Annotated in this window: 17 protein-coding genes; 5 read left to right on the forward strand and 12 right to left on the reverse strand. The window is 33.8% G+C overall.

The window, feature by feature from the left end:
- Genes AC07XU_RS10360 through AC07XU_RS10370 form a run of 3 tightly spaced genes read left to right on the forward strand, consistent with a single transcriptional unit; the run spans position 1 to position 2761 of the window.
- Positions 1-876: a CPBP family intramembrane glutamic endopeptidase gene (locus AC07XU_RS10360; RefSeq protein ID WP_494943575.1), complete on the forward strand. Its 876-nt coding sequence runs from the start codon at positions 1-3 to the stop codon at positions 874-876.
- Complete coding sequence (bioA, locus tag AC07XU_RS10365) at positions 873-2141, forward strand: adenosylmethionine--8-amino-7-oxononanoate transaminase (RefSeq protein WP_494943576.1); 1269 nt, start codon at positions 873-875, stop codon at positions 2139-2141. Before AC07XU_RS10360 ends, bioA begins: the two co-directional genes overlap by 4 nt.
- A 2-nt stretch (positions 2142-2143) precedes the next feature.
- On the forward strand, positions 2144-2761 hold the full coding sequence (locus AC07XU_RS10370) for a hypothetical protein (RefSeq protein ID WP_494943577.1): 618 nt from the start codon (positions 2144-2146) through the stop codon (positions 2759-2761).
- A gap of 141 nt (positions 2762-2902) precedes the next feature.
- Here the strand turns inward: AC07XU_RS10370 and pdeM are convergent, their stop codons facing one another.
- The 4 genes from pdeM to AC07XU_RS10390 form a co-directional block, all read right to left on the reverse strand.
- On the reverse strand, positions 2903-3541 hold the full coding sequence (gene pdeM, locus AC07XU_RS10375; RefSeq protein WP_494943578.1) for a ligase-associated DNA damage response endonuclease PdeM: 639 nt from the start codon (positions 3539-3541) through the stop codon (positions 2903-2905).
- A 161-nt stretch (positions 3542-3702) separates the two neighbouring features.
- The gene (locus AC07XU_RS10380; protein WP_494943579.1) at positions 3703-6177 is read right to left on the reverse strand and encodes a ligase-associated DNA damage response DEXH box helicase; all 2475 of its coding nucleotides are present in this window, start codon (positions 6175-6177) and stop codon (positions 3703-3705) included.
- A gap of 196 nt (positions 6178-6373) precedes the next feature.
- The gene (locus AC07XU_RS10385; RefSeq protein WP_494943580.1) at positions 6374-7966 is read right to left on the reverse strand and encodes an ATP-dependent DNA ligase; all 1593 of its coding nucleotides are present in this window, start codon (positions 7964-7966) and stop codon (positions 6374-6376) included.
- 40 nt (positions 7967-8006) lie between these two features.
- A complete protein-coding gene (locus AC07XU_RS10390; RefSeq protein WP_494943581.1) occupies positions 8007-9032 on the reverse strand; it encodes a ligase-associated DNA damage response exonuclease in 1026 nt (341 codons plus the stop codon).
- A 149-nt stretch (positions 9033-9181) separates the two neighbouring features.
- Between AC07XU_RS10390 and AC07XU_RS10395 the strand changes: the two genes are divergently transcribed.
- Entirely contained in the window at positions 9182-9793 is a 612-nt protein-coding gene (locus AC07XU_RS10395; protein WP_494943582.1) for a SatD family protein, read from the forward strand.
- Entirely contained in the window at positions 9794-10510 is a 717-nt protein-coding gene (locus tag AC07XU_RS10400; protein WP_494943583.1) for a DUF3307 domain-containing protein, read from the forward strand.
- A 411-nt stretch (positions 10511-10921) separates the two neighbouring features.
- Here the strand turns inward: AC07XU_RS10400 and AC07XU_RS10405 are convergent, their stop codons facing one another.
- The 8 genes from AC07XU_RS10405 to AC07XU_RS10440 form a co-directional block, all read right to left on the reverse strand.
- Complete coding sequence (locus AC07XU_RS10405; protein ID WP_494943584.1) at positions 10922-13093, reverse strand: S9 family peptidase; 2172 nt, start codon at positions 13091-13093, stop codon at positions 10922-10924.
- 13 nt (positions 13094-13106) lie between these two features.
- A complete protein-coding gene (locus tag AC07XU_RS10410) occupies positions 13107-14807 on the reverse strand; it encodes an LTA synthase family protein (RefSeq protein WP_494943585.1) in 1701 nt (566 codons plus the stop codon).
- A 224-nt stretch (positions 14808-15031) separates the two neighbouring features.
- Positions 15032-15709: a hypothetical protein gene (locus tag AC07XU_RS10415; RefSeq protein ID WP_494943586.1), complete on the reverse strand. Its 678-nt coding sequence runs from the start codon at positions 15707-15709 to the stop codon at positions 15032-15034.
- Between the two features lie 22 nt (positions 15710-15731).
- Positions 15732-16511: an enoyl-CoA hydratase/isomerase family protein gene (locus tag AC07XU_RS10420; protein WP_494943587.1), complete on the reverse strand. Its 780-nt coding sequence runs from the start codon at positions 16509-16511 to the stop codon at positions 15732-15734.
- 4 nt (positions 16512-16515) lie between these two features.
- A complete protein-coding gene (locus AC07XU_RS10425) occupies positions 16516-18603 on the reverse strand; it encodes a ComEC/Rec2 family competence protein (RefSeq protein ID WP_494943588.1) in 2088 nt (695 codons plus the stop codon).
- Between the two features lie 4 nt (positions 18604-18607).
- Positions 18608-19240, reverse strand: a complete 633-nt coding sequence (locus AC07XU_RS10430; protein WP_494943589.1) for a hypothetical protein — start codon at positions 19238-19240, stop codon at positions 18608-18610.
- 54 nt (positions 19241-19294) lie between these two features.
- Positions 19295-20644 (reverse strand): ComEA family DNA-binding protein, encoded by a 1350-nt coding sequence (locus tag AC07XU_RS10435; protein ID WP_494943590.1) that lies wholly within the window; start codon positions 20642-20644, stop codon positions 19295-19297.
- Positions 20634-21440, reverse strand: a complete 807-nt coding sequence (locus AC07XU_RS10440) for a hypothetical protein (protein ID WP_494943591.1) — start codon at positions 21438-21440, stop codon at positions 20634-20636. Before AC07XU_RS10440 ends, AC07XU_RS10435 begins: the two co-directional genes overlap by 11 nt.
- Between the last annotated feature and the right edge of the window lie 222 nt (positions 21441-21662).

The following is a 21662-nucleotide window of genomic DNA, read 5'->3' on the forward strand; positions in this document are numbered from 1 at the left end:
ATGGGAGATAGGATATTGCACAACATTATGCCATTGCTAAAAGTAATTGCTTTTATATTTTTCATTTTTATAAGTTTATTACCTTTTGGGCTCATCGCTCAAATGAATTTAATCACTATACCTCAAGATTCAATTTTATCGGATATTTTTTTAGAAAGTGCATTGGTAATTGTAGTGATTTCTGCATTGCTAATGATGTTTCAAACATTTCCAGCTATTAATTTCAACAATGTTTTTGTAGTTAAACAAAATGCAGTTTCGGGGTTTTTAAAAGGTAGTGCCATTGGTTTTGTTCTAATTCTATTGGCTGGCGGAATATTGTATGCCTTGGGTTTTGTGAACCTAACCTTAGGTAAAATTAGTATAGCGGTATTTATAGGATACCTTTTCTTTTTTCTATTGGTATCAGTTTTTGAGGAATTTATGTTTAGAACAATTCCATTATTTGTTTTTGCAGAGCGCTATCATTTCATTTTTGCTATAATAATCAATGGAATGTTATTTGGTTTTATTCATATGGGTAATCCGGGTTTTACTTGGTTGGCCATGCTAAATATTACCTTGGCGGGAGCATTGTTCTCAATATTTACCTTGCTAAAAAAGAACATCAGCTGGGCAATAGGCATACATTTCAGCTGGAATTTTGCTCAAGGAACTTTATTAGGCTACAAGGTTAGCGGTACCAATTCTACAGGGATATTAACAGCTAAACCGATTGGTCCTGAATATTTATCAGGTGGTAGTTTTGGTATCGAAGGTTCTATTATTTGCTCAATCTTGTTAATTTTGCTAATTGTTTGGTTGTTGTTAAAAAGTGAATTCGAACCAATTGAAAGTTCTTATCATCTAATTGAAAATGAGGATATAAAAGAATGAGTTTAATAGAAAGAGATCAAAAAGTAGTTTGGCATCCTTATACACAAATGAAAAATGCACAAAAACCAATCCCAATAAAAAGGGGAGAAGGAGTGTATTTGTTTGATGAGGATGGTAATAAGTACATAGATGCAGTTTCATCGTGGTGGGTAAATATACACGGTCATGCTCATCCACATATTGCGCAAAAGGTAGCTAAACAGTTAACTGAATTAGAGCACGTAATTTTTGCCGGTTTTACACATGAGCCCGCTGTACAATTAGCAGAAAGACTATTGCCTTTATTACCAGGCAAGCAAGAGAAGGTTTTCTATACCGATAATGGCTCAACGGCTGTAGAGGTAGCTTTAAAGATGTGTTTACAGTATTGGAGCAATAGCGGAGAAACCAAAAAAACTAAGGTTTTAGCTTTTAAAGATGCTTACCACGGCGATACTTTTGGGGCTATGTCGGTAAGTGGGAGAAGCATATTTACCAATCCATTTAACGAGTTGTTGTTTGATGTAGAGTTTATAGATTTGCCAAATAAAGATAATATCTCACATCTCACATCTCACATCTCAAATCTCAAATCTCAGCTGTGCTGCTTTATTTTCGAACCTTTAATTTTAGGTGCAGGTGGCATGCTCATGTATGAGGCTAAATACCTTGATGAACTCTTAACTGCTTGCAAAGCGAATGATGTTTTAACAATTGCCGATGAAGTGATGACAGGATTTGGTAGAACAGGGACTTACTTTGCTTGCGAACAGCTAAACAATAATCCTGATATTTTTTGCTTAAGTAAAGGTTTAACTGGCGGCACTATGCCATTGGGTGTAACTACATGTAACCAAAAAATATTTGAGGCTTTTTTAAGTGATGATAAATTAAAAACGCTATATCACGGTCACTCATTTACCGCAAACCCAGTTGCTTGTGCTGCATCATTGGCCAGTTTAGATATTCTGTTGGCGCCAGAAACTTTAGCCAACATCAAAAGAATAGAGAAACAGCATCAACAGTTTTTTAAGCAGATAGAAAATCATCCAAAGGTTAAAACACTCAGACAAACAGGTACAATCATTGCCATTGAGTGGCAAACTGGCGATAATACATCTTATCTAAATGGGTTAAGAGATCAACTTTACAATTACTTTTTAAATAAAGGAATTATTCTCCGCCCGTTAGGAAATATCATTTACATCTTACCTCCGTATGTCATTTCAAATGATGATTTAACGTACATTTACAGTTCAATTCAACAAGCTTTAGAAGAAATTTAAATATGCAATTAACCTCAGTTTTAGAAAATATTGTTAACGATAATGCACTGCATTCTAAGTGGTTAAATACTTTATCTTACATGGAAAATGCAGGTGCAAAAAAGATTTCAGCTTCTGAACATAAAGAAAAAGTGAGCCTTTTAATTTTAAAGCACGCAGCAGAAGAACATCGCCATGCTTACTACCTAAAAAAACAATTAGGAAAACTAGATGAGAACTTGTGCAAGACCTATACAAATGCAGAATTACTAGCTCCAAATCATACTAAATTTTACCTTAACAATTTAGATGTAAAAGTTTGTAGGTATTTAAAGCAACACTTTAACCTATCCGGTTACGATTTAAAATTCGCCGCCTATCTTTTTGTTACTTACGCCATAGAAGTTAGAGCAGATGAGCTTTATCCAATCTACCAAGAAGTTTTAAGTGCTAAACAAAGCAGGGTTACTGTAAAATCGATAATCTTAGAAGAAGAAGGCCATCTAGAAGAGATGCTTAACCAACTAAGAGAATTTTCACCAGATTGGGAAAAACATGCAAATGAGATCGTGAAGATTGAAGATCAGATGTTCTCAGACTGGATGATTGGTTTAGAAAAAGAAGTTTTAGTATTGAGTTAATAAGTTTGAAAAGCAAGGGCAGTTTTTCATATGATTAGTCCCGCTTTACATTACAATGCCTTTGCGCTGAAACACTTAACGAAAGTTTTGTGCTCAAAGCCGCAAAGGCATTTTCATTTCAATCTGGTTTAGTAAACTTAGTTACATCTTTACCACCTTGGTAGGCGTTATCGCATAAACCTGCTCTGTTATTCTAGGTTTTACCAAGCTTAAACCGGTAAAAGCACTAAAGGCAGGCATCACGGCATATTTTTCGCCAAAGTAAAAACATGGAAATTTAAGCGATTGCTTGGCTTTCCCATAAATACTAACTCCAGGGTGTATGTGGCCGCTAACTGGATAAAGATTTTTCTCACTACATTTTACAGCATCGTGAATAAAACAAAAATTCGAGGTACAATAACTTGGTTCGTGTATCTCAATTCCTAAATTGTGGTATTGTTTTTCGTCCAGTTTATCGTGGTTACCTTTTACCAAAACAAATTTTACCTCACTATATTTTGCTTTCCAAATATCAAAATCATCAATATCAGTATTCACTTCGTGATGAAACATATCGCCATTAATTAACAAAGTTTTAGGTTCGTATTGATCTAATAAAAAGCTTAACCTATTTAAATCACTTTGTGCTAATGTTGATGGTACTTGTAAGCCAGCTTTACGAAAGTGCGCAGCTTTGCCTAAATGTAAATCGCTTATGGCTAAGAGTTTCTCTTTTGGTAAATAAATGGCTCTTTCTTTTGCTAAAATTAGCTCCTCGTCTCTAATCGTTATCGTCATTTATTATCTTTTGTCTTGCTAAGCTTGTGGAAGCATCTATTTTTAATGCAAAGTTAAGTGATTTTATCTTTATAAACTCCTTTTCGTTATCCAGAACGCAGTGAAAGGTCTTTTTTTTAGTTATCAATGAGCTTCCTCGCAAGCTCGGAATGACAAAAAAGCTACTTAAAAACCTCCACTTTCATACGTTCTATTCTATGTTCTAATTCTTCAGAGCTCATATTTGCTCTTAAACTATCAACTTTTATTGGAAACGATAACGGAGTAAAACGTTTTGGATAAGTGATTACGATATTACTTTGCTGTATACGGTGCAAAGCTGCTGCTAATCGAGGTTCTTCTAATTGTTGGTAAAAGACTTCATCATATGCTTGGCGTAAAAGTAAGTTGTGCTTATCGTAATCACTAAAAACATTAAAAAACAAACCTGCAGATGACTGTAAATGTTTATTGGCAACATATTTACCTGGATAACCTTGAAAAACTAGGCCAGAAATACAGGCAATATCTCTAAACTTTCTGCGAGCCATTTCTGTAGAATTAATACTTAAGGAAATATCTTCAGTTAAATTTTCTGGAGAAAAAACCTCGTAAGCAATCGCATCATCCATCGGAATTTCTATATCACTCAATAGCTCAAAACCATAATCATTCATCGCCAAAGAAAACGTAATTGGCAATAGTTTACTTAACCTGTAGGCAACTAATGCCGCTAATATTTCATGTACTAATCTGCCCTCAAAAGGGTAAGCAAATAGATGGAACCCTTCTTTATTGCTGATCATTTCTATCAACAACTCATCATTTCTAGGCACATGAGATCTTTCTTGTTGTATTAAAAACAACGGATAAACCACATCCAGTTCTTCTTCCTGATGTGTTTTATTTAAAACTTCATTGTATTTTTTTCTCAAAATTGCACCTAAATTGGATGATAACGGCAATCTGCCACCTAACCAACTTGGCGCCATGGCTTTTTTCTGTTTGCTTTTGCGAACAACCACCGTCATATCCTTAATACTTACAAATTCTAAAATTCTTCCTGCTAAGGTAAAACTATCTCCAGTTTTCAATTTAGAAACAAAGTATTCCTCTACCATACCAATGTATCCACCAGATAAAAACTTAACTTTTAGCATGGCATCGCTAACAATTGTACCAATATGTAAGCGATGGCGCATAGCAATTTGTCTGCTTTTCACTTTCCATAAACCATCTTCATCTTTGGTAACTTTTTTAAACTCCTGATATGCAGTTAAACTATCTCCACCATAAGTAATAAATTGCATAATCCAATCCCATTCCTCAGGCAAAATCATTTTAAAAGCATGGGTGTTTTTTATTTCTTCATAAATTATTTTGTCATCAAATCCATCGCCTATGGCTAATGTAACTAGGTATTGTATTAGCGTGTCGAAAACCATAATTACAGGTTCTCTGCTTTCTATAGCTTTAATTTTGGCGGCTTCTTTTATGGCGGCAGCTTCAACAAGTTCTAATGCGTGGGTAGGTAAAAAGTAAATAGTGGATGTTTCGCCGGGTGAGTGGCCAGAACGACCAGCTCTTTGTAAAAAACGAGCAACTCCTTTTGGCGAACCAACTTGTACAACGGTATCCACAGGCTTAAAATCTACACCTAAATCTAATGAAGATGTGGCGATTACAGCTTTTAACATTCCAGTGTGTAATGCATCTTCTATCCAATTACGCAGCTCAAAATCTATCGAACCATGATGTATGGCAATTCTGCCTGCCAACTCTGGTTCTAAATTTAGCAAATGCTGGTACCACATTTCACTTTGACCGCGAGTATTGATAAAAATTAAAGTGGTTTTACTTTTTTCAATGATTGGTAATAACTTGTAAGCTAGTTTTAATCCTAAATGCCCTGCCCAAGGTAAAGTTTCAATATCATCTGGTAAAATAGATTTGATGACAATTTTTTTATCAAGCTTTGCTTTAATAATGATGCGTTTTGCATTTACGTCTGGCTCAATTACATCCAAAGCTTCATCTATATTGCCTATCGTTGCAGAAATACCCCAAACTCTTAAATGTTGTTTCTCAGTGGCTTTTTGCAAGCCTTTAATCCTCGAAATAGCCAATTCTACCAAAACACCGCGTTTGCTGCCTAAAAGCTCATGCCACTCATCGGCAACAATGCATTTTAAGCTGCTAAACAAAGTTGATGAACCTTTTTGTGCCAACAAAAGATGTAAGCTTTCTGGCGTAATGAGCAAAACCTCTGGCATCGATTTTTTTTGCTTCAATTTTTCTGCCTGACTGGTATCACCATTTCTTACGCCAACATGCCAATCCAATTCAAGTTCTGCTAAAACTTCGGTCATGGCTCTTGCAATATCTTTAGCTAACGAGCGTAAGGGGGTAATCCAGATGAGTTGTAATCGATCCTTCGCTTTTTTTTTATCCTTTGTTTCTGCTAAATCAATACCTTCTATTACCGCCGCTAAAAACAATGAAAATGTTTTACCAAAACCTGTAGGGGCATTTACTAGGCCACTGTAGTCTTTTGCATAATAGCTCCAAGCCTCTTCCTGAAACTCAAAAGGCTTTTTATCATCTTTTTTAAGCCAAGCTAATACTTTTTTATAACCTATTGAGTTGGTTTTTTTCATTCATCTATTTTTTTAGAAAAGCAATGGCAGCAATTCTTTTGTTTCAGCAGTCCCGCCATTTGCTACAATCTTTTTCGTTTGCGCTTCACTAGTTCAGCTTACAAAAAAGTATTTTCGCTTCTGTCGGGTTTAACAACTTTAATTTGTACAAGTAACTACAACCTAGCTTAAGCCCTAAATATTGTTTAAACCTATCTTACAAAGTAGAATTTAAAAGTTGTTTAAGGTCATCTAAAGTATTAATTTCCTCTGCTTTTTTGTCTTTTCTCCATCTGGCAATACGTGGAAAACGCAAAGCTAAACCTGCTTTATGCCTTTTACTTTCAGCAATACCTTCAAATGCAATTTCAAAAACCAGCTCTGGTTTTACCGTTCTAACCGGACCAAATTTTTCAATAGCATTTTTATTTACAAATGAGTTTACCTCTTTAATTTCTTTATCTGTTAAGCCAGAATATGCCTTCGCAATGGTAATGAGTTGCTCACCATCTCTAACTGCAAAGGTGTAATCGGTATAAAAATTTGCTCTTCTTCCGCTTCCTTTTTGGGCATAAATCATTACGGTATCAACTGTATAAGGATTTATTTTCCACTTCCACCAATCGCCACGTTTACGACCTGTATGAAAAACAGAATCCAATTTTTTAAGCATAATACCTTCACTATTTAAATCTCTGGCAGTTTCTCTTATGGTAGCTAGTTGATCCCAACTTTTAAACTCAATTACAGGCGAAAGCAAGGCAACGTTTTTGGTCAATAACTGATCTATCACAGCTACCAATACGTTCCTTCTCATAGATAAGGGTTCTTGCCGAATGTCTTTACCTTCGAACTCTAAAATGTCATAGGAGTAAAAACCAATTGGTGCATCGCTAAGTTGAGATTTATTAATTGTTTTACGATTTAATCTTTGTTGTAAGGTGCTAAATGATTGCACTTTACCTTCTTTTACAGAAAGTATCTCTCCATCTAAAACTGTTCCGTCTGGTAGTTCATCTTTTAAAAAATGCAACTCAGGAAATTGATCTGTTACCAGTTCTTCACCTCGCGACCAAATGAACAATTCTCCATTTCTTTTAACAATTTGTCCGCGTATGCCATCCCATTTCCATTCGGCTTGCCATGCATTGGTATCGCCTAAATTTTGTGGCTCGGTTTCTAAAGCATACGCTAAGCAAAAAGGGTAGGGCCATGAGTTATCTGTATTTACATGCGCTCCTTCAATTAGTTCTTTGTAAGTGATCTCGTTTGATTGCCATCTGCCCATAATGCTGTGCATTATTTTACTGCTATCTTCTTCACTATGTTTAGCAATGGCATTAACCAGCATTTTATTAGAAACACCAATTCTAAAATTGCCAGAAATTAACTTGTTAAAAATGAAACGTTCTTGTGTATTTAAGCTATTCCAGGCACTTAAAATGTAATCTTTTTTCTCTTCATCTGTTTTGCCTTGTAGCTGTGCAAGTTCTGCAATCCACTGGTGTAGTGGCTTGTCAACTGCATTTTCTGCTGGCGGAAGTACCAAAGCAATAGTTTCACTTAAATCGCCTACACTGCTATAGCTTTCGGCAAATAACCATTCTGGAATGCAACTCAATTCTATTGCCCATTGTTTAATTAATGCTGTAGTTATTGGTCTTTTAGGTTTTTTACCAGTAAACATGGCTATTACGTAGGGTTTATCTCTATCGTCGGCTTCTGTAAAATAGCTAACCAATGCTGCAATTTTATCGTTTGTTTTATTGCTGAGCTCTAGCTCTTGTATAAGTTGTGAGAAACGCTTCATAATTAGATTTGAGTAATAAGATGTGAAATTTTAGACATACTTAATCCTCTTTTAAATTTTCATTTGCTTCGCCAATTACTTCATCATCTTCAGCGCCATATTTTGTAGTTACTTCTGCAGAGCTTATGCCAATTTCATTCAAATATTTCGAGAAAACCGCAGTTGAACCATGTGTAACGAAAACTTTTTCTGCTTCAGTAGCTTTAATTGCTGTTAATAGTCCAGGCCAATCGGCATGGTCGCTTAAAGCAAAACCAGCATCTGCGCTTCTCCATCTACGTCCAGCTCTTACGGCCATCCAACCAGAGCAAACACCAATTGCCGGTTGTTGTAAATTCTTAACCCATCTGCCATCGGCCAATGCTGGCGGAATGATTACAATACCTTTTTGTAATTCATCTTTTTTAATTTCTGGGGTAATTCTTATTGTTTCTGGTAATTCAACGCCGGCCTCGGCAAAACCTTGGTTTAAGTTGGCTATTGAATTATGTACGTAAATTGGAAAAGTTCCTGCTAAATTTTTAATTAAGCGTTGCGCTTTACCAAGGCTATACGCTACTAAAATGCTTGTTTTACCTTTATTGTTATTGTCTGTAACCCAATTTGTAATTTGTTCAAAAATTAACTCTTGTGCTTGCCAAGTATATATGGGTAAGCCAAAAGTGCTTTCAGAAACAAAAGTATGGCATTTTACAGGTTCAAAAGCAGTGCTTATCCCGTCATATTCTACTTTATAATCTCCCGAAACCACACAAATTTCTCCCTTGTACTCCAATCTTATTTGCGATGAACCAATTACATGTCCTGCAGGAAAAAGGCTTAATTTAACGCCATTTATATCAATCTCTTTATTGTACGGAAGTGTTTGTACGTTATCTTCCAAGCCATATCTCTGTTTTAAAATTGGTTTGGTTAAATCATGGCATAAATAATTTTTGTTGCCCCACTTTACATGATCTGCATGTCCGTGTGTGGTAACGGCATAATCTACCGGGTGCCAAGGATCTATATAAAACTTACCCTGCTTGCAATAAATACCTCTATTTGTAAACTCAATTAGTGCCATAGTTATAATAACGAACAAATTAACAATAAGTTTTTGCTTTTATAGCTATAAGATATATAGCATATTATCGGCTAAATAGCCGATATCTTAAATTATCGGGTAAATAACCGATATTTTGAATTATCGGGTAAATACCCGATATTAGATTTATGATAGCAGTTATAACAGGAGATATCATTAACTCAAGAGAACTACCAGATGAATGGATTGGTACGCTTAAAGATGCATTAAATGGTCTTTTTGGTAAAAATATCAATTGGGAAATATTTCGTGGAGATAGTTTTCAAGTAGAATTAAACGCCAAAGATGCGTTAATAAATTCCATTTATATAAAAGCTTGTATTAAAACTTTAAAAGGTGCCGATGTGAGAATAGGGATTGGAATTGGAAAAAAAACCATTAATGCCGAAAAGGTAACTGAAGCTAATGGAGAAGCTTTTGTTAATTCTGGAAATGCATTTGATGCCTTAAAAACCAATAAAGTAAATATGGCACTAATTACACCATGGCCAAAGTTTGATGAAGAGTTGAATTTATTTATTAAATTGGCTTTAATAACAATGGATAGTTGGGGGCAAATTGCAGCAGAAATGGTTAAATATGCCATAGAAAACCAAAATACCAAGCAAGATAAAATTGCAAAAATATCTGGTAGAAGTCAATCTTCTGTAAGTGAGGCCTTAAAAAGAGCTCATTTTACCGAAATTATGGAACTAGAAAATAGATATAGAACACAAGTTGCCAAACTAATTAAAAAATAAATGGAGATTGCGCTACTAAAACTTTTTCTGGCACATATTATTGGCGATTTCTTCTTACAACCCGATGCTTGGGTAGCAGAAAAGGAAAGGAAAAAGCTAAAATCAGATAAGCTTTATTTACATATTGCTGTACATATAGCGTTGATATTTATCGTTTTTGCTTCTTTTAGTGTTTGGAAATTGGCTTTTGTGGTAGGTATAGGGCATGGAATAATTGATGCCATGAAACTCACATTTCAGTTAGAGAAAACCAAAAGAAAATGGTTTTTTGCAGATCAAATGCTGCATGTAGCCTTAATTTTTGTGTGTTGGCATAACATTTACCACCCTAAATTAAATCTTAGTTTTTTACACGATAGCAAACTTTGGCTTTTTGCAGTTGGGGCTTTGTTTTTAACTACTCCAGCAGCTATTTTTATTAGAGTAATTATTGCCAAGTGGATCCCTCAACAGCCGTCTAACCAACTATCAACTACTTCTTTGCAAGATGCAGGCAAGTTTATTGGCATTATAGAGCGCTTGCTGATCTATTTATTTGTTTGTACAAACCATTTTGAAGCGGTAGGTTTTTTATTGGCTGCTAAATCTATTTTTAGGTTTGGCGATTTAAAGGAGGCTCATGATATAAAGTTAACCGAATACGTACTTATAGGAACGTTATTGAGCTTTGGTATCGCATTAATTGTAGCTTTAGGAGTACTTAAAATTAATCTTTAAATATTTTTGAAGCGCAATGGCTGTGTAACTATTATTGTCAATCACGCTTTTTGCTGCAATCTTTTTTAATTACTCTTCGACTACGCTCAGAGTGACATTAAAAAAGGATTTACGCTCCAATTGTGGCTATTTAACTTAGGCTAGTGCAAGGAAACCGCAGCTAGATGCGCAAGCTTTTATGTACTAAACCCGACTTAGCGGGAAATACTTTTTTGTTTTGCCCATGTAGTCATCCGATGAATATAAGCAGTATGTCCATGATCATCGGATGACTGTAAAAGGATCACAAAAAAGATTGCAGCGAGGGCGGGACTAATGTTAATAAGAAATGCTACAGTACCTTTTTAAATAAAAAAACCGCAGATCTACAGTAAAAATCTGTGTATCTGCGGCTCTTAAAAATTAACTTAATTATCTTGCTCCTGGAGGGCAGTTGTCTTTTAAAAATTTAGTGAAAGTTAATGACAAATGTTCTCTGGTTCCTTCACCTTCGCCAATGCCATGGGTACGATTAGGGTAACTCATTAATTGAAAAACTTTTTTGTGCTTCACCAATTCGTTAATTAACATTTCGGCATTTTGGTAATGAACATTATCATCGCCAGTACCGTGTATGTACAATAAATTGCCTACCAAGTTTTTTGCATGCGTAATTGGTGAGCCTTTTACATACGCATCTGTAGTAGGAAAAGGAGTGCCCATATAACGCTCTTGATAAATATTATCATAAGTTAATTGATTGGCAACCGCAGCTACAGCGATACCAGTTTTATAAATTTCTGGATATTGGAAAAGCAAATTTAAGGTTGATGAACCACCGCCACTCCATCCGTGTACAGCAACGCGATCTTTATCCATAAAAGGGTAGGTAGCCAATAATTTTTTGGTTGCCATAGCCTGATCGCGGATATTTAAAACACCAATGTTTTTGTAAATTGCTTTGCGCCACGCAGTTCCTTTAGGTACAGGTGCACCACGATTATCCATAGAAATGTAGATATAACCATCTTTGGCCATATCGCCAGCATATAAACCAGTTCTTCCGGCACCCCAAACATCTGCAGCGGTTTGCGATGCAGGTTCTCCGTAAACATAAAATACTACTGGATATTTTTTAGTTGCATCAAAATTATCTGGCTTTTTCATCCAACCATCTAATGTTACGCCATCTTCTGTAGTTACTTTAAAAAACTCAACTTTGTTTTTAATAGGTTGTTGTTTGGCAATTTGGTTGGTAATACTGCCGTCCATAGTAGTTGGTTGTTGGGCAGCAAAATTCATCCATTCGGTAACTGGCGAAACTGTTGAACTTTGATAAGTATGGCGAGCGAACAAACCATTTGGTGAAATAGAATAGCTGTGTGTACCAGGGAAAATTGATGGAGTAACCATTTCTAATTTACCTTTGCCATCTAACTTTGTTTTATAAAGGTATTTTTGTGTAGCGTTGCTAGGTGATGCTAAAAAATAAATGGTATTGTTTTTTTCATCAACTAAACTTAAATCAATTATATCATAATCGCCTTTGGTAATTAAAGTTTCCTTTTTTCCATCTTTACTAACTCTATAGAAATGGTTGTAACCGTCTTTTTCTGTTTGGTAGATAAATTCTTTGTTGCCATTTAACCAGATAAATTGGTCTTGAGCATCAATCCACGATTGGTTAGTTTCTTTATAAATTTCGGTAATTGAGCCAGTACCAGCATTTGCTACAAATAATTTACTTTGATTTTGTTCGCGGTTTAATTGCTGTAAAATCACTTCGTTTGTGTTTGGTATCCAATCCATACGAGGGATGTAATTTTGGATTTCGCTACCTGGTACAGCCAACCATTTTGTTTGAGCCGTAGCAACATCAACCACGCCAATTTTACAAGCAGAAGGATCTTGACCAACTTTTGGATATTCTACCGGAACATTGAATGAATAGATAGAATCGGTATTATTGATCATTAAAAAATTCTTTATTTTGGTAGCATCAATTTGCCAATAGGCGATAGAATTTCCATCAGGAGACCATCTAAAACCATCTAAACAACCAAATTCCTCTTCGTAAACCCAATCGAACGTGCCATTAATCATTCGAGATGTTCCATTTGTGGTTAAAGGTTTAATTGTATTGGTTGCTAAATCTTCTACATAAATATTATGCTCACTAACATAAGCCACCTTGTTTCCATCTGGAGAAAATTTAGCAAACATTAATGATGAAGCCGGCTTACCTTTGCCAATCTGCTTTAACGTATTGTTGGTAATATCTGCAACCCAATAATCGCCTCTGCTATCTTGTCGCCATACGCGTTTTGTATTGGTGTAAATTAATGCCTTCGTACCATCACTAGAAAATTGAAAACTTCTAACGTTTAAAGGATTTTGAGCATTTGCTGGGGTAAGCAACTGTCTGCCAACTACTACTTTTCTTTCATTTTTAGGCAAAGTTATTGTCACAATTTCGCCACCGGCGTTTTGGTAATAGCTATTGCCATCTTTTGTCCAGTTAATGCCACCTCTTTGTGCTTTAGCTAGGTTTATGCCTAAAAAGGAAATAAATAGCAAAGCGATTAACAACTTGGTATTTTTCATTGAATTTGGTTAGTTAAAGTTTTATAAATTGTTGATATACAGATTGTAAATATGATTTACCTTGATTTAAATTTAGATTGGTTTGTTTTTGATCTGATGGATTGCTATTGTACAAGATGTTGTTTCCAATGGTATCAAAAGTAACATAATGATTGTTATTGATAAAGCCTAATCCATTATCCCAAGTAAAAAAAGCAAAATTTTTGGTGTATGGATTTAACAGATTTCTACTCCATAAAAAGTCTTGATGCGGAATATTTAGCTGTGCTAATAAAGTAGCAGATAAATCTTGCTGACTACCAACTTGATCGAATTTTTTACCTTTAAATTCATCTTTAATTACATCTCCATAAAAAAGCAAAGGAATATGGTAGCGCTCGGGCTGAAATATTTCTGATTTGTTTTTTGGGAATAAATGACCATGATCTGCTATAAAAATAAACAAGGTGTTTTTATACCAATCTTGTTTTTTTGCTTGTGTTAAATAAGAATTGATGCATGAATCGGTGTAATATGCTGTGCTTTTAAAAGCTTCGACGCTAGTTTTTCTGCCAAATTTAGCAGTTCCAGGTACTTCAAATGGCTCATGATTGGTAAGAGATAAAATTGTAGAGAAAAAAGGCTTTTTTGCCGAATTCAGATCTTCAAGTTGTCTGTTAAATACCAAGCCATCAAATGCTCCCCATTTAGAGTTCATGTCTTTCTTTTCAAAACTATTTTTGTCAATTAAATTTTGATAATCATGGCTTAAGATAAATGCTTTATAATTACCAAACTCTGCCTCTCCGCCATAGTAAAATGATGTTTCGTAATTATTTTGAAATAGCTTTTGACTAATTGCAGGTATTTTTTTCATCTTTTCTGGCCATTTTGCTATGCTTCCATTTCCTAGGGTTGGAAAACCAGTTAATGTGCCGATAATTCCTTTATCGGTACGCGTACCAGCGGAATAGATTTTGGTAAATAATACACCTTTGTTAACTAAGCTATCAAAAGTAGGAGAGATGCCATCTTCATTTCCTAAAGTTTTTGTTAAATCTGCTGTAAAACTTTCGAGGATAAAAATAACAATATTAGGTCGTGATGTATTTAAAATAGATATAGTGCTGTCTTTCTCAACTTGGTAAAGTTCTTTAATGGTTTGTTCTGCCGCTTTCTGATCCATGTATGCATATGGATTTTTATTAATTTTATTAGCAGCTAAAATGCTCGACATTAAATTCCATTCTGTGTTTAAAGATGCGTGATTTAAAATTTCATATTTAGAAAAATAAGCCATGCTCTGACTGTTTGGAGCAGTACCCCAACCGCCTCTAATTAATAAAAAATTAAAACCCATTAGCAAAATGGCCACAACAACTTTAAGATATAGTGGAGTTTTGCTAAACTGAATTTGTTTTTTGGTTAATAAAAAATTAAGGTAAAAACCAGAACTAATTAAAATGGCCCAAATAAACATAGAGAACATAAATGGCGATGTACCACTTGAGGCAATTGCTTCTTTAGGAGTAAAGATAATTGGAGCAACTGCACTGTAATTAATTTTGCTTCCCCACTCTCGGTAAGTGTTAAAATTTATAATTGAAAAGAACCCAAATAAAATGATTAATACTCTATTATAAATAACAACCCAATTAAAATTGAGAATTTGTTTTTTAGTGAAAAGAAATATAATATAAACAATTATTGGGATTACAGCTAAATAAGCTGCCATCGATAGGTCTAATCTTAGGGCCTGATAAAAGGTATAAAATTTATCGCTTAGGGGAATATCTCTCAGTTTTTTATGAAAGATAAACATGAAGACAAAACGATCAATGGCAAAAAATAGTAACCAGAGTAAAAAAAAACGGACAAAAAAAATCAGGCTTTTAAACATTGGCGCAATTTACTAAAAATGCCAAAATAAAAGCCTGATTTAATATAAGGTGTAGCTGATTATTCGCCGCCGCCCTGCATTGCCATAATTTCTTCCATGGTTTTTACTTCATATCCTTTAGGAACCTCAAGGCTAAAAGGACCAGTTTTTTCTTCTTTAATATCTTTAACTGTTAAAGTTTGTTTCATACCTTGAGAAAAGCTAGTGAATTTAATTAAAGATCCTTTAATGCCTTTAAAGTCTTCGCCTGCAAAACCTGCTGGTAATTCTACATCAGTTGTTGCCCACAACTCATAAGCTCCACCTTTGTCATCTTTGTAGGTATATTTCTCTGTATTGTATGCTCCAATCATTTTCTTTTCGCCAGTTGCCTTAAAGTCGCTAAATTTCGGCGCAGTAGCTCTTTGCTTATCGTAGTCTGCTTTAGTTTGCTTAACAGCAAATTGCATTTGTGCTACAGGTACGTCAATTAAAACTAATCCTAATTGAGTAGCAATATCAGAGAATACAGTAATTGTAGCAGGACCTTGCTCCATAACCATATTGATCACGTTACCATTAAATTTTATCTTTTGCTCAGTTGGTAACATTCCAACCATTCCTTCTTGCTCTGAGGTAGGAGCATATTCAACACCATAAGTTACTGTGCCTTCGCTTATTTTCTTTTGAGCGTTTGCTATTAAAGCCGTGCTAATTAAAATTGCGGCTAAAACGCCTGTTTTTACTGATTTAAACATATTTATAGATTTAAGTTTTAGTTTACCAATTAATTTTTTCTTTATTTAAAAAAGATGACACACCTCTTTTAAAATCGTCACTTTCTCTAACCCGAGCATTAATTTGTACCGCCATATCCAACGTTTTATCTAATAATGGATAGGTTGTTTGGTTAATTAATTGCTTAGTAATCATTAATGAGTTTGACGAAGCATTATTACACAGGCTTAATGCAAATTCATTTACCTTTTGAGCAATTTCCTCACGTTTTGTTACAAAAGTGATTAAATTATAGGCCAGAGCTTGATCTGCAGAAAATAATTCTCCGGTTAATAATATCTTTTTAGCAATTGTTTCACTCGTTTTACGCATTAAAAAGCATGAAACTATAGCTGGTACAAAGCCTAACTTAACTTCTGTATATCCAAAATTTGCTTCTGGTACTGCAAAAATAATATCGCAAACTGTAGCTAAGCCACAACCGCCAGCAATAGCGTGCCCTTCAATTTGTGCAATTACAATTTTTGGCAAATAACAGATGGTAGTAAACAGTTTTTTTAGCTGATTAGAGTCTGCTAAATTTTCTTCGTAGCTGTTTTGCTGAAGCTGTTGTAAATATGCTAAATCTGCACCTGCACTAAATACAGCGCCATTTGCTTTTAAAACGATAACTTTAACATCATCATCTTCTTCTGCTTTTAACAAATTATAAGTAAGCTGCTCTACCAAATCAGGGTTTAACGCATTGCGTTTTTCAACTCTGTTTAATGTGATAGTAGCAATTCTATCTTTTACTTCATATAAAACTAAATGCTCAGCCATGTGCTTACTTAAGGTTTATCAAATATGAATTATTTTTCTTTAAAGTATGATATTTTAGTTTAAAATTATTTGCTTCATTCTCATAGGTTTTAATCATATAATCCCTGTTACTTGCATCAATAATCAATTCTTTAAAAATGACTTCGCCCTTTAGATCTTTAATGATTTTGCGTGTATTGTTGTGTAACCAAACGGAGTTAAATTTTGGTAGATTTTCAATTTTTTTATAATTGAACTTTTCGTCTACCAATAAAATTTTAAAGTTTAAAAATCTAATTTGATGATCAAACTTGTTGAAATTGGTGAGTAAAGTGTCTTTTTTCCAATCGACGAACAAAACATCTTCAACTTGAATTTTATTTAAACAAGGCTCTACAAAAAATTGATAGTTTTTGTCATCAGGTGTTAAATCGGTAACTAAAATTGCCTTATCGGCTTTAATAAATGCAGCGGCATAATTTTTCCGTAATGTAAAAAATATAACTTTTTCTTGTCGCATAGCGGAAAATGATATATATGCAGCATATGATTGAAAGGCTATAATTAAACAAACAGCAACAATTAAAAGCTTTTTTTGATAGTTTGATAGCGCATAAATCAACATGCCAATCGCTACACAAAGTAAGAATAGTTGCCACTTATTTAACCAAATAGAAGTAATGCCTGAAAATGGCAAATCAGCAATTAATTTTAAGCCGTTGTTGGTAAAAGTAATGAGCCACTCGAATATTGGTGCTAAAAAGTAAACTCTAAGTACTAAAATTCCTATGCCTAAATACATCAATCCAACTAAAGGAAGCAAAATGAATAAGTTGCCTAACAGAAAATAAACTGGGAATTGATGAAAATAATACACGCTTAAAGGAAATGTAGCCAATTGTGCAGCCAAACTTAAAGTAGTTGCAGACCATAATTTATCGGCCCATTTATTTTTAAAACATAGCCACTTGTATATTTTTGGTTGTAAATAAATTAAACCAAATACAGCTAAAAATGAGAGTTGAAAACCAACATCCCAGATGTAAAATGGATTGTAAAAGAGTAGGATGAATGCTGTAAATGCTAGAATATTGTAGTTATTACTGCTTCTATTAAATGATTTTGCTAAAATGAAAATGGTTATCATGATAGCCGAACGAAGTACAGAAGATGAGAACCCTGTTAACAAAGCGTAATACCAAATCAAACTGCAGATCAACAGCAATTTAACTAGTTTCAAGGTTTTATTTTTGTCTAAAAATGCAAGCATTGCGTTGAGCAGAAAGAAAATAATACCTACGTGTGCTCCTGAAACCGATAGCGCATGAATAGTGCCTGTTTTGCTATAGGCAGCTAATGTTTCTTTTGTTAAATCTGCTCGGTAACCTAATACTAAAGTTGAAGCAACAGCAAATGCCTCATCATCTTTAATTAACTTTCTGTAAATTTCAACTTGGTTTTTACGCTGATCAATGGCATACTTAATGATTTTGTTGCCTTTGTTCTGATTTAGCTTTATCAATTGATTTTGGTTGATGAAAGTCTGTTGATCAATATTTTTTAAGGCAAGCCAAGATTTAAAATCAAATTCACCATCGTTATAGGCAGGTTCAACTGGTAAATATTTACTGGTAATGATTAATTCATCTCCATAGTTAAGTTTTACAGGATTTAAGCTATCAACCTTTAGCGCAATTAATAGTTTACCTGATACAGAATTAACCTTGTTATCATTAAAGCCATGTGTTACGTTTACTTCAAATCTAAGGATATTTTTTTTTAATTGTGGTTCATCGTTTACCCAAACCTTTAAATAATTGTACTTAGCCTTGGCAAAATAATCTGCTTTAAATGATTGATGATATAAAAGCGTAATTAATCCGCCAAAGGCGAAAAAGAATAAATAAAATATTGATGCTAAAATATTTTTATATCGATAAGCCTTAATCTTCTTGTACCAAATGTTTATAATTAGAAGAATAGTGAATAAAAATACATTGATTTTTAAAATTGGATTAACAAGATTTGGATTTGAAATAAGGAAAAAGCCAACAATGCCAGCTGCAAATGCTGCAAGAACTCTAACAAATATGATCTCAGATTTGAATGTCATTTTGCTAAAACTGAAACCTTATTTGAATTTTTAAATCAGTTTTTTTATTTCCGTTAATTTCATCTAAACCAGAACCTACAGTTTCTTCTTTCGGATATAAAAACATGGCGTATCTTACCCATAGATCTAGTCTTTTTATCAGCTTATATTTTAAGTTTGCATAGGTTCTAAAACCTTTACCATTATACATTGCAAAGGCGAAATTGTATAACACATCATCTTCGTATGCATATATTCTGCTATTAAAAGATGGGATATTAAAATAGGCAATACGAATGTTGCCGCTTAATTTAGATAGGTTAGGAGTGTAACTTGCATCCTGATAGGCCATGTATCCAAATTCTGCCATGGCTACTCCTTTTTTAAATTGTGAAACTTCAACTCTGTTTTGAAATTTAATAGTTTTGCTCAACTGCCAGCTTACATCTGCTCTGTAAGATTCTCTTTTTACATTATCTAAAAAGTTAATTGGTACTTCTAAATCTGTGTTTTGCTGTTTTAATTCAGATTTGTATCTGATAAATGCTTTAAAGGTTTTGGTAGGCGTGTAAGTTAGTTGACTTAAAATTTCATATCCATCAGAAGGGGCATCAACTCTAAACTTTAGCCAAGGAAATTTAAAATAATCGGCATACAATGATAAATTCCATGCTTTAGATGGGATAATGTTTAATCCTACGTATAACCCCTTTTAATTAAATGCTTCACTAGCTTCTGCAGTTGCCTGATTAAAAAAGTTATGGTAATTGCTTTGATAATTTCTGTGTAATATGGCAGCTGATGTTTTTGAGGATAAGCTGATTAATGCACCATTTAAATAAGCTAAACCACCATTTAAACTTTTTGCAGCTTCGCCAAAAAAATAAACGTTTTTGTAAGTGTAGTTGTAGTTTAAACCAACATTTGTTAAATTTTTACCTGTAAAGTTATAATGTCGGTATAGTTGATCGGCAGTGATAAAAGAATTGCTATACTGAGATTGATAGCCAATAGCACCAATACTTAGATTATCTTTTTGGTATTGCAAAACTCCACCGTAAACTTGTTGCCTTATGCTGTTTTTGTTCTTTATTTCTGTAGCCGTGCGGTGTAAACCAGTTTCGTTAATGTTTTCTAATACTTGATTTCCATTCCCATCTAAACTCAAGCTTCCATCTAAATTTCTTAATGAAACAAAAGGAGTAAACTCAATATGTTTAGTTAGTTGAACAGTTGTTGCAAAACCTCTTAAAAAAGAGTATTCATTAGCCGAAGTATAGGCTTTTAAACCAACATCTCTTTTTGCAATACTTGCCACATCTGGTGCTTTGCCAAAAGAGAAACCTGTCCATAGCGTTAAGCCTTGCCCAAATTGCATGCTGTAATCACCAATAATTATCTTCTTAAATTTGCCAGTATGATAGAGTCCGATATGAAAAGACTGATAATCAAACAAAAATTGTTTTTCTCCTCTTATAAAATTTTCTCCAGCATCTTTTTCGGCTATTAATGAGGCCGAAATTCGATTAGAATAGTCAAATCTATATCTTAATAAAAATCTATCTTGCGTCCCTAAATATCTACTGCCAGGCAAATCGGTAAAGCCTTTTGGTTTTTCTACAACTTTGCCTAACCTTAAAACCAAATCATTATCTCCCAAAATTCGAAGATTTCTTAATGTAATTTTATCTGCTAAGTCTTGCTGATTTAAGGTTATAAAAGGTAAAAGCCTATTAATGGTTTCAACATCAAAATCTGGTACGCTTTGCAGTTCTAAAACATCGATAAACTTTCCATTGCTTTTAATATGGGTAAAAATATTACTGATTTGGATGGGTGATAAGAAGAATAACGTTTTAAGTTCTTCTGGATTTGTATTATTTAGATTGATTGGTCTTTTTATATAATAGCTAAATCTATCTTGAAGTTCCGATAAATCGATGTCGTCTGGAAGATTTTCTGCTATACTTTCTATCAAATCTTTAATAAACGCATCTTCCTGACTTTGAGCTTTTGCCAAAGCAGTACACAATAACAAAACTACGATGATTTTAAAACGCATAAGCTAAACCAATTTGAGGCGTATAATTTAAATTTGGGTCATTTTCAACTGCAAAATCAACCATCAGATTTTTGTAATTGAAACCAAATCCAGCATAATGTTTAAATGGTTTTATACTTATGCCAGCTCTTAAACTTATCATTTCGATAATTTTATAGTCTAAGCCTAAACTCATATCTACCTTACCTTTTAAATTTTTGCTTAAAGTATTTGCTATTAAAAGCTTATCTGAAAATTGGTAGCTACTACCCAAATAGAATACCGTAGGAATTGATGTTTTAATTATTTTGGAGCTATAATTTTGTACTGATGGATTGTTAATGTACAAACCAACCGTGAGCAGGTTGTTAAGTTTATACATTGCGCCTACATCTAAAGAAAAACCAGCTGTAGAACCATAATTAATAATGCTAATTTGATGGTAATTGCCTTTTATTGAAATAGATAAATCATCGCCAAACTTTTTTGCAATTGCCAAGCCCGCCTTTATCTCATTGTATTCAGAAATCCCATAGCGGTTAAAGCTAAAGCCAATATAATTTCTTTTGACAGGTAGAACAAATACAACTCCTTGCTTGCTAATATCATTGTCTAGTAGTCTGGTATAATTAGCAGCTAATGTTGGTTTACTTAATGTTGTTATTCCGGCTGAGTTAGCTTCTAAACTCCAAACATCATTTACTGCAGCGCCATTATTTCCCATTGCCGTTAGCCTCGGACCGAAATTATTTTGTGCAAATGAGCATTTTCCTACTAGAAAAAGCAGTAAAAGTGAGAGATTAAATATGATTTTCATAAGTTTAGGTAAACCAATTTACTTAAACCAATATTAAAATAAAAGTTAAATTCAGAATTTAATTTTATATTTAACTACAATTAAATAATTTAATTTTGCAGTAAAATATTTTTCTTTAAACTATTATCAGAGTTATTTACAAAAGGTGAAGGATAAAATCTAAACACCCATGTTGTTGTTTACTATTTTGATTATGATTAAATTTGGGTTTATAAATAGTTG

The sequence above is a fragment of the Pedobacter sp. GW456-11-11-14-TSB4 genome, assembly GCF_059424425.1.

Bases quoted from the DNA above. Each gene is read 5' to 3' on its own strand.
- AC07XU_RS10360 (WP_494943575.1), top strand. From the start codon at position 1: ATGGGAGATAGGATATTGCACAACATTATGCCATTGCTAAAAGTAATT.
- bioA (WP_494943576.1), top strand. From the start codon at position 873: ATGAGTTTAATAGAAAGAGATCAAAAAGTAGTTTGGCATCCTTATACA.
- AC07XU_RS10370 (WP_494943577.1), top strand. From the start codon at position 2,144: ATGCAATTAACCTCAGTTTTAGAAAATATTGTTAACGATAATGCACTG.
- pdeM (WP_494943578.1), bottom strand. From the start codon at position 3,541: ATGACGATAACGATTAGAGACGAGGAGCTAATTTTAGCAAAAGAAAGA.
- AC07XU_RS10380 (WP_494943579.1), bottom strand. From the start codon at position 6,177: ATGAAAAAAACCAACTCAATAGGTTATAAAAAAGTATTAGCTTGGCTT.
- AC07XU_RS10385 (WP_494943580.1), bottom strand. From the start codon at position 7,966: ATGAAGCGTTTCTCACAACTTATACAAGAGCTAGAGCTCAGCAATAAA.
- AC07XU_RS10390 (WP_494943581.1), bottom strand. From the start codon at position 9,032: ATGGCACTAATTGAGTTTACAAATAGAGGTATTTATTGCAAGCAGGGT.
- AC07XU_RS10395 (WP_494943582.1), top strand. From the start codon at position 9,182: ATGATAGCAGTTATAACAGGAGATATCATTAACTCAAGAGAACTACCA.
- AC07XU_RS10400 (WP_494943583.1), top strand. From the start codon at position 9,794: ATGGAGATTGCGCTACTAAAACTTTTTCTGGCACATATTATTGGCGAT.
- AC07XU_RS10405 (WP_494943584.1), bottom strand. From the start codon at position 13,093: ATGAAAAATACCAAGTTGTTAATCGCTTTGCTATTTATTTCCTTTTTA.
- AC07XU_RS10410 (WP_494943585.1), bottom strand. From the start codon at position 14,807: ATGGCAGCTTATTTAGCTGTAATCCCAATAATTGTTTATATTATATTT.
- AC07XU_RS10415 (WP_494943586.1), bottom strand. From the start codon at position 15,709: ATGTTTAAATCAGTAAAAACAGGCGTTTTAGCCGCAATTTTAATTAGC.
- AC07XU_RS10420 (WP_494943587.1), bottom strand. From the start codon at position 16,511: ATGGCTGAGCATTTAGTTTTATATGAAGTAAAAGATAGAATTGCTACT.
- AC07XU_RS10425 (WP_494943588.1), bottom strand. From the start codon at position 18,603: ATGACATTCAAATCTGAGATCATATTTGTTAGAGTTCTTGCAGCATTT.
- AC07XU_RS10435 (WP_494943590.1), bottom strand. From the start codon at position 20,644: ATGCGTTTTAAAATCATCGTAGTTTTGTTATTGTGTACTGCTTTGGCA.
- AC07XU_RS10440 (WP_494943591.1), bottom strand. From the start codon at position 21,440: ATGAAAATCATATTTAATCTCTCACTTTTACTGCTTTTTCTAGTAGGA.